This is a genomic window from Thalassotalea sp. G2M2-11 (assembly GCF_017168195.1).
Taxonomy (GTDB): Bacteria; Pseudomonadota; Gammaproteobacteria; order Enterobacterales; family Alteromonadaceae; genus Thalassotalea_E.
The window spans coordinates 477,821-494,455 of the sequence record NZ_JADNYL010000003.1; the positions used below are offsets into that span (position 1 = coordinate 477,821).

The 16,635-nt window shown below is 39.9% G+C and carries 13 protein-coding genes and 2 tRNA genes; 7 read left to right on the forward strand and 8 right to left on the reverse strand.

What is annotated here, in order from left to right; genetic code table 11:
* Nucleotides 1-96 precede the first annotated feature (96 nt).
* From IV514_RS13075 to IV514_RS13085, 3 genes are all read left to right on the forward strand, one after another.
* Nucleotides 97-516 (forward strand): CBS domain-containing protein, encoded by a 420-nt coding sequence (locus tag IV514_RS13075; RefSeq protein ID WP_206485707.1) that lies wholly within the window; start codon nt 97-99, stop codon nt 514-516.
* Between the two features lie 117 nt (nt 517-633).
* A complete protein-coding gene (hrpA, locus tag IV514_RS13080) occupies nt 634-4,533 on the forward strand; it encodes an ATP-dependent RNA helicase HrpA (protein WP_346776932.1) in 3,900 nt (1,299 codons plus the stop codon).
* A gap of 106 nt (nt 4,534-4,639) precedes the next feature.
* On the forward strand, nt 4,640-4,939 hold the full coding sequence (locus tag IV514_RS13085; protein ID WP_206485708.1) for a PilZ domain-containing protein: 300 nt from the start codon (nt 4,640-4,642) through the stop codon (nt 4,937-4,939).
* 18 nt (nt 4,940-4,957) lie between these two features.
* Here the strand turns inward: IV514_RS13085 and IV514_RS13090 are convergent, their stop codons facing one another.
* Nucleotides 4,958-6,148, reverse strand: coding sequence for a class I SAM-dependent methyltransferase (locus IV514_RS13090; RefSeq protein ID WP_206485709.1), 1,191 nt, complete (start codon nt 6,146-6,148; stop codon nt 4,958-4,960).
* A 102-nt stretch (nt 6,149-6,250) separates the two neighbouring features.
* Between IV514_RS13090 and IV514_RS13095 the strand changes: the two genes are divergently transcribed.
* Nucleotides 6,251-6,520 (forward strand): acylphosphatase, encoded by a 270-nt coding sequence (locus tag IV514_RS13095; protein WP_206485710.1) that lies wholly within the window; start codon nt 6,251-6,253, stop codon nt 6,518-6,520.
* Between the two features lie 18 nt (nt 6,521-6,538).
* Entirely contained in the window at nt 6,539-7,507 is a 969-nt protein-coding gene (locus IV514_RS13100) for an NAD(P)H-quinone oxidoreductase (RefSeq protein ID WP_206485711.1), read from the forward strand.
* Nucleotides 7,508-7,531: 24 nt separating this feature from the next.
* Here IV514_RS13100 and IV514_RS13105 read toward each other — a convergent pair whose 3' ends face one another.
* On the reverse strand, nt 7,532-7,723 hold the full coding sequence (locus tag IV514_RS13105; protein ID WP_241242387.1) for a hypothetical protein: 192 nt from the start codon (nt 7,721-7,723) through the stop codon (nt 7,532-7,534).
* Nucleotides 7,724-7,867: 144 nt separating this feature from the next.
* Between IV514_RS13105 and IV514_RS13110 the strand changes: the two genes are divergently transcribed.
* On the forward strand, nt 7,868-8,083 hold the full coding sequence (locus IV514_RS13110; RefSeq protein ID WP_206485713.1) for a helix-turn-helix transcriptional regulator: 216 nt from the start codon (nt 7,868-7,870) through the stop codon (nt 8,081-8,083).
* Nucleotides 8,084-8,089: 6 nt separating this feature from the next.
* Here IV514_RS13110 and IV514_RS13115 read toward each other — a convergent pair whose 3' ends face one another.
* The 6 genes from IV514_RS13115 to IV514_RS13140 form a co-directional block, all read right to left on the reverse strand.
* Nucleotides 8,090-8,299, reverse strand: a complete 210-nt coding sequence (locus IV514_RS13115; RefSeq protein WP_206485714.1) for a DUF1653 domain-containing protein — start codon at nt 8,297-8,299, stop codon at nt 8,090-8,092.
* Nucleotides 8,300-8,309: 10 nt separating this feature from the next.
* A complete protein-coding gene (gene fdhF, locus IV514_RS13120; RefSeq protein WP_206485715.1) occupies nt 8,310-11,072 on the reverse strand; it encodes a formate dehydrogenase subunit alpha in 2,763 nt (920 codons plus the stop codon).
* Complete coding sequence (locus IV514_RS13125; RefSeq protein ID WP_206485716.1) at nt 11,065-12,744, reverse strand: NADH-ubiquinone oxidoreductase-F iron-sulfur binding region domain-containing protein; 1,680 nt, start codon at nt 12,742-12,744, stop codon at nt 11,065-11,067. Before IV514_RS13125 ends, fdhF begins: the two co-directional genes overlap by 8 nt.
* Nucleotides 12,729-13,619: a formate dehydrogenase accessory sulfurtransferase FdhD gene (fdhD, locus tag IV514_RS13130; RefSeq protein WP_206485717.1), complete on the reverse strand. Its 891-nt coding sequence runs from the start codon at nt 13,617-13,619 to the stop codon at nt 12,729-12,731. Before fdhD ends, IV514_RS13125 begins: the two co-directional genes overlap by 16 nt.
* A gap of 248 nt (nt 13,620-13,867) precedes the next feature.
* Nucleotides 13,868-13,944, reverse strand: a tRNA-Met gene (locus IV514_RS13135).
* A 192-nt stretch (nt 13,945-14,136) separates the two neighbouring features.
* Nucleotides 14,137-14,213 (reverse strand) — tRNA-Met (locus IV514_RS13140).
* Between the two features lie 284 nt (nt 14,214-14,497).
* Here IV514_RS13140 and rlmKL point away from each other — a divergent pair.
* On the forward strand, nt 14,498-16,633 hold the full coding sequence (gene rlmKL, locus IV514_RS13145; protein WP_206485718.1) for a bifunctional 23S rRNA (guanine(2069)-N(7))-methyltransferase RlmK/23S rRNA (guanine(2445)-N(2))-methyltransferase RlmL: 2,136 nt from the start codon (nt 14,498-14,500) through the stop codon (nt 16,631-16,633).
* The last annotated feature ends 2 nt before the right edge of the window (nt 16,634-16,635 follow it).

Below are 16,635 nucleotides of genomic sequence, written 5' to 3' on the forward strand. Positions count from 1 at the left end.
AACTTTGACAATATTCTGATAAATTTAGGAAATAATTAAAATATCGGTCTACAGTTAAATTGAAGGCGTTAATAATAATAGTTGAAAGGCTTTGCTATGGAATCTGTACAAGTAAAAGAATATATGAACCACTATCCGGTGACATTTACTCCTGAAATGGTAGTGGAAGAAGCGTCGTTACGATTTTTAAAAACTAAACAAATCGGTGGGCCAGTGATTGATGATAATCATCGATTAATTGGATTTTTGTCTGAAAGTGATGTGATGTCTGCCATGCTCAAGTCCATTTATTTTAATGAGCAAACAAAAGACGTTAATGACTTAATGCGCAAAGAAGTGCTTTCTGTTAAACCCTATGACAGTGTCGTTGAATTAGGCCAGAACATGTTAAAAAACAAGCCTAAAGTCTATCCAGTGGTTGATGATGATGGCAATTTACTCGGCACTATTTGTCGTAACGATGTGTTACATGCATTAGATAAACATCTACGATCGTCTTTCCAAGCAGGCAAATAGATTCCCGATCACCGATATTATTTGGTATTCATAGGGGAGACTTGATAAAATACGCTTTTTAGTTGTTTTTCTGAGAGTATTTTGTCTACAGACGTTTCCCCGAAGCCAGTTATTGTTATTTCTGATGTATTTTCCCAACTTGCTAATACCCGGTTAGCCGATCGTGCGCGCTTAAAAAACCGTCTTCATCAAATTAGAAAATTACGCGATGAAGAAAAACAGCAGCGTCAGTTAGCACACATTCAAAAACAAATTGAACGCTCCATTGAGCATAAAAATAATAAGCAACAACAGCAGCTAGCGATTAGCTATCCCGAAGCGTTACCGGTTTCACAAAATGTGGAAAAAATTGCTCAGGCAATTGAACAACATCAAGTGGTGATCATTGCCGGTGAAACAGGTTCAGGTAAAACCACGCAAATTCCGAAAATCTGCTTACAGCTTGGTCGTGGCATCGAAGGCATGATTGGTCATACTCAACCAAGACGAATAGCAGCACGTACTGTTGGTGCTAGGATCGCGGAAGAGTTAGACAGCCAACTCGGCGATATTGTCGGTTACAAAGTAAGGTTTACCGATCAAGTCAGCGAAAACAGTTATATCAAATTAATGACAGATGGTATTTTGTTAGCAGAAATGCAGCAAGATAGGTTATTGCGTCAATACGACACCATTATCATCGATGAAGCGCATGAGCGTAGCTTAAATATTGATTTTATTTTAGGTTACCTAAAACAAATCTTACCAAAGCGCCCAGATTTAAAAGTGATTATCACGTCCGCCACCATAGATCCTGAGCGTTTTTCTCAACATTTTACTTCCGCGTCAGGTGAGCCAGCGCCGATTATTGAGGTGTCAGGACGTACTTATCCTGTTGAGATGTGTTATCGCCCGTTAAACGAAAATAATGAAGATGCCGACATCATTACTGGAATTTTAGCGGCGGTAGATGAACTATCCAGCTATGGTATGGGCGATATTTTAGTCTTTCTTAATGGTGAACGAGAAATTCGTGATACCGCTGATGCACTAGAGAAAGCAAAGCTTAAACATACGCAAATATTACCATTATATTCGCGGTTAACGGTGCAAGAACAAAACCGTATATTTCAACCGCACCAAGGGCGAAATATTGTCTTAGCCACCAATGTTGCTGAAACAAGTTTAACGGTACCTGGCATTAAATACGTGATTGATCCTGGCACGGCAAGGATCTCTCGCTATAGTTACCGTACCAAGGTGCAACGGTTGCCGATTGAACCTATTTCACAAGCAAGTGCCAATCAACGTGCTGGTCGTTGTGGTCGTGTTTCTGAAGGTGTGTGTATTCGTTTATATTCTGAGGATGATTTTTTATCGCGTCCTGAATTTACAGATCCTGAAATATTACGCACTAACCTTGCTACCGTTATTTTGCAGATGCTGACGTTAGATTTAGGCAGTATTGCCGACTTTCCATTTGTACAAGCGCCAGATAACCGTAATATCAATGATGGCATTCGCTTGCTCGAAGAGCTTAATGCCACTTATAGCAAAAAAGGCCGTACTCATTTAACTAAAGCAGGGCGACACCTTGCTAAATATCCAGTTGACCCACGTTTAGCTAAGATGGTATTAACCAGTATTGAGCTAGGATGTGTTGAACAAGTATTTATTATAGTCAGTGCGCTTAGCATCCAAGATCCACGAGAGCGTCCATATGAGAAACAACAAGCAGCTGATGAAAAGCATAACCGCTTTAAAGACAAGCAGTCAGATTTCTTAAGCTTTTTAAACTTATGGCATTATATTCAAGAGCAACAAAAACAACTATCTAACAACCAGTTTAGAAAGTTATGTCAAAAAGAGTTTTTGTCTTATATTCGCATACGTGAATGGCAAGATATTTTTAGTCAACTGAAATTGGCGTTAAAAGATAGCAATATTGCCATGTCATCGCTTGAGTTTTCAGAAGAAAATAGCCAGGCACAAGAGGTTATCCACCAATCAATTTTGTCTGGTTTGCTTAGTCACTTAGGGCAGCTTGATGAAAATAAAGAATTTAAAGGTGCGCGCGGCTCTAAGTTTTACATTTTCCCAGGTTCTGCCTTAGCGAAAAAGCCACCCAAATGGATAATGACCGCGGAACTGGTAGAAACTAGTCGGTTGTTTGGGCGTATGGTAGCGAAAATTGATCCTCTGTGGTTGGAGCCAATGGCAGGGCACTTAGTGAAACGTAGCTACAGTGAACCTCATTGGGAGAAAAAGCAGGGCGCTGTGATGGCGTATGAGCAGGTTTCGTTATATGGCTTGATCATTGTTAGCAAACGTAAGGTTAATTTTAATCAAATTGAACCTCAGACATGCCGTGAGATTTTCATTCGAGAAGCCCTAGTCAATGGTGACGCAACAATCCGAGAGTCATTTTTTCAGCGCAATCGAGACTTAGTTCGTGAAGTTGAAAAACTAGAACAAAAAGCGCGCCGTAAAGACTTTCTCGTCGATGAAGAGCAGCTATTTGATTTCTACAGTAGTAAAATTCCGTCTGATGTTATTTGTCAAAGAAGCTTCTTATCTTGGTGGAAGAAAACCAAAGAAAAGCAGCCAAAATTACTTAATTTTACTCGTGAATTTTTGCTGAATGAAACCAGTGAAAAAGTTAGTAAAGCGCAGTATCCTGATGTTTGGCAACAAGGTAATTTAACCTTTGCTTTAAGTTATCATTTTAGTCCTGGTGATCCTGATGACGGGGTAAGTGTGCATATTCCCATTGGCATCTTAAATCAAGTGCAAGACATAGGTTTTGACTGGCAAATTCCAGCGTTACGATATGATTTGATTATTGCACTGATCAAAGGTCTGCCTAAATCACTTCGACGTAATTTTGTCCCAGCTCCTAATTACGCTGACGCTTGTTTAGCTGCCATTACACCCGATAACAATCGCATTAAACAAGCCGTTGCTAAGCAGTTATTACGTATGACGGGCGTGAAAATATCAGACGAGGATTGGCAAGGCGTTACTGTGCCTGAACACCTTTGCATTAACTTTAAAGTGATTGATGATAAAGGGAAAGTACAAGCACAAGGGCGTGATCTCATTGCTTTACAGCAACAACTTAGAGGTAAAGTTAAAGCGTCAATCAAAAAGGTGGCTGAAAAAGGCATAGAGCGAACTAACATTACAGAATGGGATTTTGCAGAGTTACCAAAAAGTTATCAGAAGAAAGTCGCTAACTTAACCATTAAAGCATTTCCTGCTGTGGTGGATAAACAAAAAACAGTGGCGATTGAGTTATTTGAACAGCAAGCGTTAGCTGAGCAAGCTATGCTATCAGGGGTAGCTCGTTTAGTGTTGTTAAATATCCCTTCACCAATTAAATATTTACAGCAAAAATTGCCTAATAAAGCCAAACTGGGTTTATATTTTAATCCATTTGGCTCGATGAACGAATTATTGAATGACTGTGTCTTTGCCGCTTGCCAGTATTTAATTAGCCAATTACCTGAAATACCTAATCATGAGCAGGCATTTGTTCAAGCAAAAGACCATGTGCGTGCTGAAATTGCCGATACGGTATTAAACTTAGCGATCAAAGTTGAGCAAGTATTGAGATTAGCGCATGAGATCAATAAAAAGCTAAAAGGAAATGTGCCGCTAAACGTTATTCAATCTCATGGTGATATTAAACAGCATTTAGCTCAGTTGGTTTATAAAGGTTTTATTACCCAATCGGGTTTTGAAAAAATGGCTGACATTGAGCGTTATTTAAAAGCGATACAAAGACGATTAGAAAAATTACCGGTCGATCCTAATCAAGATCGTTTAAAAATGCTGGATATCGCAAAAGTTCAGGAGTTATATCAACAAAGCTTGGCGAAAGTGCAACATGATCCATCATTATCGGCTCAAGTGAAACAAACACGCTGGATGATAGAAGAATTTCGCGTTTCATTATTTGCGCAAAATTTGAAAACGGCTTATCCAATATCGGCAAAGCGGATCAACCAGCATTTAGCCTCTTTGGTCAGTGATTAGCTGCTGGTTTTCACTTAAGTTTACCCAGTGCAAGCAATTTGACATGCATTTGTGCAATGGGTATAACTGAGTTAAGCGGCAATAATAATATATGGAGTAGTAATTAATGGTTAATTACGATGATAAACGCAGCTTTTACCGCATGATGCTTAATAGTGATGTTACGGTGACTATTATCGATGATGAAGCCAACAGCATGGTCACAGCCACTTGTCGTGATTTAAGTGCTACTGGCATCGCAATTGAAATGCCACACCCAATAGAAATTAATACTAATGTTCGAGTGAGTGTAGATTCTGCAGGCAATGCCGTACAACCTCTAGATGTTCGAGGAAAAGTCGTACGAGTCACAGAAGAAGGGCCGGAGTGCTTCTTAGTCGGCATTAATATTGCCGAGATAGATTAGCTAGCGGTGGCCAAGTAGTTATTCTACTTGGCACACTAAACCTTTCAAATAATATCCTTCAGGATAATTGGATGAAACAGGGTGATCTGGGGCTTGATGTAAGCGCTCAACGAAGTAGGTATTTCGTTTTGCATCTAATGCTGCATCCGCGACCACTTTTTGAAATAAGCTCGCTTCCATTAAACCTGAACAAGAAAATGTTAACAATGTGCCATTTGGATTGAGCAATTGCATGGCTAACATATTGATATCTTTGTAACCACGACATGCCCCCGTTAATTGTGCTTTAGATTCGACAAATTTTGGCGGATCTAAAATAATCATATCGAATGTTCGCTTTTCTGCGCGAAAACGTCGTAATAACTTAAACACATCTTCTTTAATAAAACTGACGTTTGCATCATCGAGTTGATTTAATGCTAGGTTTTGTTTGGCAATATCTAGGGCTTGTTCTGAAACGTCAACATTGATCACTTCTTTTGCCTGATTTGCTGCACAATGCAAGGAAAACGTACCGGTATAAGAGAAGCAATTCAGCACCGATTTACCTTTCGCATAACGCCCAGCGGTTACGCGTGACTCTCTTTGATCGAGATAAAAGCCAGTTTTATGGCCTTGTGCGACATCGACGTGGATTTTAATGCCATATTCTTCGATGACTGTTTGGGTAGTGGTATGTGGAGCGGTTAACCAACCCGTTACAGGTTCTAAACCTTCTTTTTTACGCACATCAACATCAGAGCGTTCATAAATATGACAATCGGGATAAAGTGATTTTAAGCATTCTACTAAGGTGTATCGGTGAAAGTCGGCACCGGCACTAAGTAGCTGGCAAACAATAAAGTTATCGTACTTATCTATGGTAATGCCAGGGAGTCCATCCGATTCACCAGCAATTAATCGATAACCTGTTAATTGGCCTTGTTCGATAAACCAGTCACGTCTTTTTTGGGCATTTAACAATTTTTTACGAAAAAATTCCTGATCAATCTCTTCACTTTGATCAAATGTCCACACTCTTATTCTAATTTGAGATTCTGGTGAATAGGCACCGCGTGCCAGCCAGTTTCCTTTATGATCACAAATATCAACCGTGTCCCCCAACATAGGATTCCCTTTGATTTTATTGATCGCTTTTGAGAACACCCAAGGGTGTTTCCTCAATAATGACTTCTCACGACTGACTTTTAAATAAATAATTGCTGACATTTGCCTATACTTAGTAATGCATTAATAAATTGCGCCGAGTTTAGTCAATGCTATCATTAGGTGCAATCATCTATTTAAAAAAATTAACAAGAGAGATGAGTGATGAGTGTGAGTTATCTAGCCCGAGTTAGTGGCAAAGTACAAGGCGTATACTTTCGTGCTTCTAGCCAACAAATGGCAATTGAGTATGGTTTAAGCGGATACGCTCATAACCTTGGAGATGGAGATGTTGAAGTATTAATGTGTGGTGAACAGGAAAATGTTGATAAAATGATCCAATGGTTAAATCATGGTCCTGAGTCAGCAGAAGTCACTAATGTCACTACCAAAGAAGTACCTTGGCAAGATCATAATCATTTCTCAATTGGCTAACAATAAAAGGGTAAATCGTTGAAGTTTATTGATGTAGACCAGCAGCAATCGCTGGTGTTTAATAGTATCGCTACGCCTACAATTAGCGAAAAAGAATGTTTAGTAAAAGTAAAAGCCATTGGTGTTAATCGCGCTGATATTTTGCAAAGAGCCGGTCAATATCCACCACCAAAGGGAGAATCGACGGTACTAGGTATAGAAATTAGCGGTGAAATTGTTGCCTGTGGCGATCAGGTCACCAATAAAGCCGTTGGTGATAAAGTTTGTGGATTAGTGCCTGGCGGAGGCTATGCGGAGTACGTGAGGGTCAAAGCAGATCATCTAATTGAATTACCAGCTCATTATGACTATGTTCAGGGGGCAGCCCTTGCAGAAACCTTTCTAACTGCCTATCAATGTTTATTTTCTATTGCTTCATTAAAACCTAATGAAAGAGTATTAATCCATGCCGGAGCCAGCGGCGTTGGCACGGCGGCGATTCAACTGGCAAAAGCTAAACAAGCCTATGTGGTGGTTACCACTAGTAATCAGGAGAAAGCACAGGCTTGTTTAGCATTAGGGGCAGATCACGTGATTAACTATAAAGACACTGACTTTGTGGATTATTGCAAAGATAAAGCGCTCAGTTTTGATGTTATTATCGATGTGGTAGCGGGGGATTACCTCAGTAAAAATGTTAATGTGGCTGCGCTTGATGGCCGAATTGTCATTTTATCCATGCTTGGTGGGCGTTACTGTGAACAGCTTGATGTGGCAAAATTATTAATGAAACGCCTTTGTATTAGCGCGACAACGTTGCGTAATCGAAGTGATCACTATAAAAGTGAACTGGTATCTGAGTTTTTGCAGCAATTTAGTGCATTGATCATTAAAGATGAAATAAAGCCCGTGATTGATAGCACTCTGCCTTGGCAGCAGGCAGAGCAGGCGCATCAAATATTAATGACCAATCAAAATATCGGTAAAGTAGTGTTAACTCTGGATTAGCTGATAATTTGTAAAGTTTGGTGGTTAAACAACAGATACTTCATCTTTAAAAACTAATACCGCCAGATAAATTAACGCAAATGGTGGTAAACATGCCAAAATAAAACCGATGATTGCCGCCATTTTTGGATTATCGGTTTTTGTTTTCCCTAATCGATAACTAAGCACAGTAATTATTATCAGATACAATATTGCAATGATTGGTATAAAAATCACATACATAACTCATTTCCCTTTGTGGTTGACTTTTGAGCAGATAAGTTTCACTATAGAGACAAATTTATCGATAATCAATAAATATTTATCGTTTATCGATAAAGTCATTCACCCAACACGCAATTGATAATCAAAAAATCACAGATGGCAAAACAGGTACGAATTAATTTAGATGCTTTGTTAGCGAAAAATAAAATGTCGCTGACCGAGCTATCGCAAACGGTTGATATCACTATCGCTAATTTATCTAAGTTGAAATGTGGTAAAGCCAAAGCATTACGCTTTACCACACTGTTAGCTTTATGTGACGCGCTAGACTGCCAGCCAGGGGATTTATTGGCTGTAGAGCAGGTCAATTAACAATGATTATTCACCCACATACTTAAAGCGCTTAAAAGATTCTCCCTCACGTTCTATGATTTCATCAAACATGGAAAGCGGCCTTATCCAAATTTCTCTTTCACCATATTCTGGTTGATAAACCACATGGTATTCTTCGGTTTCACTGTGCTTTGCTAAATGTAGCACTTGATAATAATTGCCTTTAAAGTGTTGATAGCGACCTAATTTAATCATTGTGCCTCCTCTAAATAACCTGAGTGTTGGGTGTTTTGTCACAGCGCTCAATGTCAACAGAAACAACTTTATATTCGGGACATTTTGTCTCGTTGTCAGTGACATCGCCAGTAACACGATTGATCATTAATTCTGGAAAATGAAACGTAGTAAATAAGATACCGCTATTTACCTTATCACTGATTTCAGCTTTGAGCGTGATTTCACCGCGCGCAGAAAATAACCGAACGGCTTGGTGATTACCTATGCCTTTATCTTTAGCATCTTGCGGGTTGATCAATAAAATATCTTCACTAACAATTTTTTCATTACAGGTTCTTCGGGTCATAGTACCTGCATTGTAGTGCTCTAAATTACGTGATGTGGTTAATATAAAAGGAAATTGCTCGCCATTTTGAGTTACTTCAACACTTTCTTCAAAGGGGTAAAAATGGAATTTACCCAAACCTCGTTTAAAGGAATCAAGGTGCAGAATCTGTGTATCTTCTCCTGATGGTTTCACAGGCCATTGTAAGCCGTTATCACCAAGGTTATCCCAAGTGATACCCGCAAAAAAGGGCACCACTTGAGCGATTTCTTCTAACATAGTTGCAGCATCATAGTCAGCTTGTTGATAACCAAGGGCATTCATCATCTCAACAATGATCTGACCATCGGTTTTACAACCTTGTTTGGGCGCGACAACTGCGTTCACTTTTTGCACACGGCGTTCACCATTGGTAAATGTGCCGCTTTTTTCCAAAAAGGAGCTGCCAGGTAATACCACATCAGCCATTTTCGCCGTTTCTGATAAAAATATTTCTTGTACTACTAATAAATCTAAGTTTGAAAGCGCTGCAATGACATGATTTTGATTAGGATCGGTTTGTACAACATCTTCACCTAAAATCCAAAGCGCTTTTAAATCACCGGCAATGGCGGCATTAAACATTTCAGGGATTTTGTAGCCAATTTCCTTTGGGATTTCACTTTGATAATGAGCTTGATAATATGCGTGACTTTCATCAAGGTTAACAGGGAAATAACCAGCACCCTGATGAGGTTGACAGCCCATGTCGGCGGCACCTTGTACATTATTTTGACCGCGCAGTGGGTTCATCCCTACGCCTCTGCGGCCAATGTTTCCGGTGAGCATCACCAGATCGGCAATAGACATAATCGCGCGGCTGCCTTGGCTGTGCTCTGTCACACCTAAACCGTGAAAGCTCATGGCGTTATCAGCTTTAGCATAGGCAAGAGCTGCACTTTTTACTAAGTGCTTATCGACACCAGCTGTATGCGCTAACTCGTCAATATCGAGTGATAAAATAGCTTGTTGATAGGATTGATAAGCCTCGGTGCGACTTTCAATAAATGCTTTATCAACCAGTTCTGCTTCGATGATAAAATAGGCCATCATATTCAGTACCGCCACGTTAGTACCTGGTCGTAATTGAATATGCCAGTTGGCGTATCGGGCTAACTCTGTTTTTACCGGATCAATGACAATTAAAGGCGTACCTTTCATCACTTTTTGTTTGATTTTTGCACCCGTTACTGGGTGTGCTGCTGTCGGGTTTGCGCCAATCAGCATGATAAAATTGGTATCTTTGATATCATCGATTGAATTGGTGGCAGCGCCCGTGCCAAAACTGTGCTGCATACCATAAGCTGTTGGTGAGTGGCAAACACGCGCACAGCAATCAATATTATTGGTACCGATGATCACGCGGATCATTTTCTGTAATAAATAGTTTTCTTCGTTAGTACAGCGAGCCGAAGAAATACCTGCGATGGCATCACTTCCATGGGCCGATTTTATCTGTGTTAATCGCTTAGCTAAATATTGAAACGTTTCTTGCCAGCTAGCCGGTTGTAATTCTCCATTTTTACGGATCATTGGACTGGTTAATCGGTCTGGGTGATTGTAAAAGCGCCAAGCATAACGTCCTTTTAAACAGGTATGCCCAGCATTGACTTTAGCATCTTCCGGCGCTTCAATTGACTGTATTTGATTATCTTTTACTGACACTTCTAAATTACAACCCACGCCGCAATAAGAGCATACGGTACGAATTTTTTCAGCATCTTGAGTGACGTTAGCGCGAAAAACATCAGAAATAGCCCCCGTTGGGCAAGTTTGTGCACAAGCACCACAAGAGACACAATCTGACTCGGAAAAAGTGACATCTTGCCCCTTAATTATCCGACTATTAAAACCGCGTCCTGTAGCACTTAATACTTGCTCACCTTGTATTTCATCACAAGCGCGAATACAACGATTACAATCAATACATTTAGTTAAATCCATCCGCATATATGGATGACTTTGGTCGAAACTGACAGCGGGGAGGTTATCCGCGCTTTTTTTCGGGTTAACAAAACGTACTTCTCGTACACCTGTTGCTATTGCCACATCTTGTAATTCACAGTTTAAGTTGGATTCGCAGTCGCCACAATTGTCTGGATGATCACTGAGTACAAGCTCAACAATGTTTTTACGTAACTTCTCAACGCGCTCTGAATGAGTAAAAATATGCATACCTTCATTAATGGGGGTATGACATGAAGCCATCACTTTTCGCGGGCCATCTGCTGTTAAGGCAACATCAACAGAACAAACTCGGCAGCTGCCATAAGCATCTAATCGGCTATCATCACATAAAGTAGGGATTGCTTGCGCTAATCGGCGACTAAAATCTAAAATCGATTCCCCTTTGATAATCGGATAAGCAACCCCGTTTAAAAATGCTTGCGCTGTAGGAGAACTTTCTTGCGTCGTTAGCTTAGTCATGTGCTTGTCCTCCATCATTTATCGCTTGTTGAGTATGTTCATCTGCATCAGTTTTAACATAGGGCGATATTTCATCACTAAAATACTGTAAAATATTTTTTATCGGTAGAGGTACACCACCACCAAGCGCACAAAGAGAGCCTAATTCCATGGTTTCCAGTAAGTCACTTAATAAATTCATATCGATGGCGTCATCGCCTTGTTTCGCATGTTGGATGATTTCCTGACCACGAACTGAACCTAATTGACAGGGATAGCACTTACCGCAAGATTCGGCTGCGGTAAATTCAAATAAGTGCTCGAGATAATCAATCATTCTAATATTTTCAGGAATACCAATGACACTGGCATGACCGAGTAAAAAACCCTGTTGGGCAAATGACTCAAAATCAACACTAAGTTGTGATATTTTTTCTATCGGAACAACGCCACCAAGCGGCCCACCAATTTGTAGTGCTTTAAGCGGTCTAGCAAATCCGCCAGCACGTTTAAATACTTGCTCAAGTGGTGTTCCCATTGCAACTTCATAAATGCCGGGTTTATTAAAGCTGCTATCTAGCGAAATTAATTTGCTGCCAGTGGATTTGCCATTACCGATGGCTTGATAACGAGCTTCATTGCCATCTAATATCCAATGAATAGCGGCAAAGGTTTCGACATTATTTAATACTGTAGGGCAGCCAAATAAACCGCTTTCTGTCGGAAAAGGGGGTCTGACCGATACTAATGGTCGTTGTCCTTCAATTGAGCGTAATAATGCGGTTTCTTCGCCACAAATATAAGCACCCGCTCCACGTATGATTTTAAAGGTAAAATCAATCGGCAAGTTAAGTGCTGTATATTCCTTGATTGCCTGTTCACAGGCGCTGATCGCTGCGGGATATTCATCACGGATATACAATACCCCAGTGCTTGCGCCAACTAAATAACCCGCCATCAGCATGCCAAACAATACCGCATGTGGGCGCTGTTCTAGTAGATAACGATCACTGTATGCGCCAGCATCGCCTTCATCGGCATTACAAACAATGTATTTTTCTTGTGCGGCAATATCTCGACATGATTGCCATTTAAAACCGGTAGGAAAACCTGCACCACCTCGTCCGCGAAGCCCTGATTGCGAAATTTTATCTAAGGTTTGCTGTGGTGTTTCTGTAGTTTGTAGCTGGGTGAATAACTGATAATACTCTGATGGGTTATCGATATTAGCAGTTAACATAGCTTCAGCCATTAAACATTCCACATGATAATGTTCAGCTGAAGTAAAATTACTATCGCTGAGAATGTGGCTCAGTTGTTCAATATTATTGCCTGAATAGTTTATTTTATTAATTTGAAAAGCACTATTTTCACTACAGCGCCCTAGACAAGTAACATGACCAATCTCTTGTTCGTCAAACTCAGTTAACAACTGTTCTTTCACCCGGTCTTGGGTACCGGCACACAAGCAAGAAGAGCCATTACACACATAGGCTTTTTTATTGGCATTAGCACCGTCAATAAAGTCATAGAAACTTGCTGTACCATAAACGATAGCTTCACCAATAAGAAAATCTTTTGCTAATGCGTTACGTTTAGCCTTAGAGTGACTGTCTTCACCCACGACTAATTGTTGAAATAGAGTATTATCAATTCCTTTTCTACGTGCCAATTGCGTTAAGTTTTTCGACATTTTGTTTCCTCTGGTATCTCTTTTAGTCGCCATTGACCATGGTATAAATTAAATGTTTGTGCGCTGGCAAAACCGATTAATGTTAAATTAAAACGTTTAGCCGCTTTTATCGCAAGTGCTGTTGGCGCGCCAACGGCAATAAGTACTGGAATGCCTGCCATGACAGCTTTTTGTATTATTTCAAAGCTAACACGACTGCTGATAACTAATGCGCTGCAATCAAGAGGTGCGGTAGTGGTTGCAATTAAATGACCGATTAATTTATCGAGTGCATTGTGTCGACCTATATCTTCATAGATATCAATAAGCTTGGCGTGTTGATCAAATAATGCGGCGGCATGAACACCGCCTGTCTGATCGAACATCAGCTGCTCGTCTCTCATTTTTTTAGGCATGTGATAAATTACATCAGTTGCTAACCATTGTTTTTTTCTTGATAAATGAGGGGGACTTTTAAGTTCAAGAGATTTAAGTGAGGTGGTCCCGCATAAGCCACAGCTACTATAACTGACTTGAAACCGTTCTAAACTTGATAACTGAGGTTGGCATTGATTATTCAGTTTTACTTCCCACTGATTGTTTGATTCATGATCTGGGGAAATATAGTCAATATCTTGCACGGTTTGGATCACTCCTTCACAAAAGAGCAATCCTGTAATTAATTGTTGATCATTACCTGGCGTACGCATGGTAATGGTAAATACTTTATTATTTACTTGGTTATTTTCAGTCCACAACAAGCGAATTTGCAACGGCAATTCAACAATTACATTATCGTGTTGCAATTGCCTGCTGTTATTGTGGTAGACATATTTACTGACTGTGTCTATCAATAAATTATCGTCTTTTGTTTCTGTATGAAGTTGTTTCGTCATAACTTTAATCAATTACTACCAAATCACATATTACGTTGTTCATTGGGTAGATAAAAGTTTTATAAAAAGGAGAAAGTCTGAACAGTAGGGCAAAATGTACAGCTTTTAGTCCAGAAGCTAATAAACTTTTCAATCAATATAATAAGAAAATAACGAGAAAGCTGTCTAACGAATAAAAGAGGTAACCGACGACTTGAAGGTCGTTCATTGTTCAAACTGTAAATTAGATTACGGATATAAAAGAGAATTGGTTGCGGGAGCCGGATTTGAACCGACGACCTTCGGGTTATGAGCCCGACGAGCTACCAGGCTGCTCCATCCCGCGTCCGAATGGTTTAGAGGAATCTCTAAACAAGCCAAGTAAGTTTGAATTCTATACTTAAGAATGCTGTGTCTGTTTTAATTCTAACACAAAAAGAATTAGTTCTGGGAGCCCGTTATTTGATATGAGCGAACTGACGACCTAAGGTCGAACATCCCAAAAAGTTTTATTTTGATTCTAAACTTAATAAAGAATTGGTTGCGGGAGCCAGATTTGAACTGACGACCTTCGGGTTATGAGCCCGACGAGCTACCAGGCTGCTCCATCCCGCGTCCGAATGCCTCTTATCGAGGAAAGCCAATAATGTTTTAATTCGATTATTAACGAATGTTTTCGGTGTCTTGAAAACGAGGCGTATCTTAAGGATAGTTCGTGGAGAATGCAAGGCGTTTTATTAAGTTTTTTTGATTTTATTACTTGGTTGCTCATATGTTGGACAATTAGCAGTAAAAGTAACCGACAATAGTTAATTTTAGTGAGTTTTCAGGGGAAAACACCTATGAGTTAACCGCGTCTTTGTTTATAATCGCGCTCAATTATTTTCAGGAATTTTATTATGCATCAATTTTTAGCGCTGACATCACCCGGTATTGAAATTTTACTGGCGGACGAATTAACTTCATTAGGTGCTGAAAATGTCATTCAAAAACCTGAAGGGGTATATTTTACCTCATCGATTGATAACGCTTATCATATTTGTTTATGGACACGCCTTGCTACTCGTATTTTACTTAATATTGGTCATGGCGAGGTAAAAAATAAAGAAGAGCTATTTAATGCGGCAGCTGCAATCGACTGGTCGTCATTATTTAGCCCAAGTGCCAGCTTTGCCATCGATTTTGTTGGTAAGAGCGATGAAATCCGTAACAGTCAATTTGGCGCATTAACCGTTAAAGATGCGTTAGTCGATCATTTTAGAGATCAAGGGCTAGATCGTCCATCAGTTGATAAAAATGCCCCTGACATTCGCTTTCAAGCGCGGTTATTAAAGCAAGAAGTTAACATTTATCTAGACTTTTCTGGTCGCAGTTTGTTCCAACGTGGCTATCGTCAACATTCGGGGGCTGCGCCGCTAAAAGAAAACCTTGCTGCGGCTATTATCAAACGTTCTGGCTGGTTAGAAGATACCACTAAGCCTTTAGTTGACCCAATGTGTGGCTCAGGCACGATATTAATTGAAGCTGTTTCAATGGCGGCTGGCTATGCACCGGGTATTGATCGCCAGCGATGGGGCTTTGAACATTGGTTAGGTTATGATGATGAAATCTGGCAACAAGCTTTAGCATCAGCAACTCAAGCATCCAATCAAGGACTAGAAACGCTCAAAGTGAAAGTGTTTGGTCTTGATATTGACAGCCGAGTGATAAAAACAGCACAGCAAAATGCCAGAAACTCAGGGCTACAGCAATATATTGAGTTTTCTTGTAAAGACGCCAATAAGATGAACAATGTCTTTGGCGGCCCCGGTACCATTTTGTTTAACCCGCCTTATGGCGAGCGTATTGGTGAGTTACCAGAGCTGGTTGAGAGCTTTGTTTTATTAGGGCAAAAACTGAAAAGCCAATTTTCAACATGGCGAGTTGCCATTTTGACCGCCAATATAGAATTACTGCAAATGCTAAAACTCACTAGTTTTAAGCGTTATAAATTTAAAAATGGCCCGTTGGATTGTCAATTAGCCATGTATAATATTGATGAAAAGCAAATGGCCAAAGATAAACTACTGCCAAGTAGTGAGTTTGCCGAACAAGACTCAGCATTTGCTAATCGTCTAAAGAAAAACAAAAAATCATTAAAGAACTGGCTTAAAAAAGAGCACATTCAATGTTACCGCTTATATGATGCTGATATCCCAGAGTACAATGTCGCTGTAGATGTGTATAACGATCATTTAGTGATCCAAGAATATGCTGCACCTGCTAACATTGAGCCTGAAAAAGTTGCTAAGCGCCTACAAGAAGTCATTTATTTTGCCCCTAAAGTGCTTGAAATTGGTACCGACAAGGTCGTGCTAAAAACACGTGCCAAGCAAAAGGGCAGTAATCAATATCAAAAAGTTGCCCAAACCCACCAAGCGATAACGGTAGATGAATATGGTGCAAAATTAAAAGTTAACCTTTGGGATTATTTAGACACTGGCTTGTTTTTAGATCATCGAAAAACTCGTCAAATCGTTGCAGAAAAAGCTAAAAATAAATCGTTACTGAACTTATTTGCCTATACCGGTTCTGTATCAGTTCAGGCTGCCTTACATGGCGCCGATTCTGTGACAACGGTTGATATGTCGAATACTTACCTTAATTGGGCGCAAGATAACTTTGCTTTAAATAAGTTATCGGGTCACAAATATCAATTTGTCCAAGCCGACTGTTTACAGTGGTTAAAAGAAAATAAGCAAGGGTATGACATTATTTTTATTGACCCGCCGACATTTTCAAACTCAAAGCGAATGGGTGAGAGCTTTGATGTACAACGTGATCATATCAAGGTATTGTCAGACGCGCTCAACTCATTAAACCCTGAAGGTGAAATTATTTTTACCAATAATAAACGCAATTTTAAAATGGATAATGAGCAATTAACCGCGCTTGGGCTATCAGCTAAAAATATAAGCGAACAAACCCGAGACAAAGATTTTGCTCGCAATAAGCATATTCATAATAGTTGGCTCATTACTCGAGTTTCGGAGTAGCA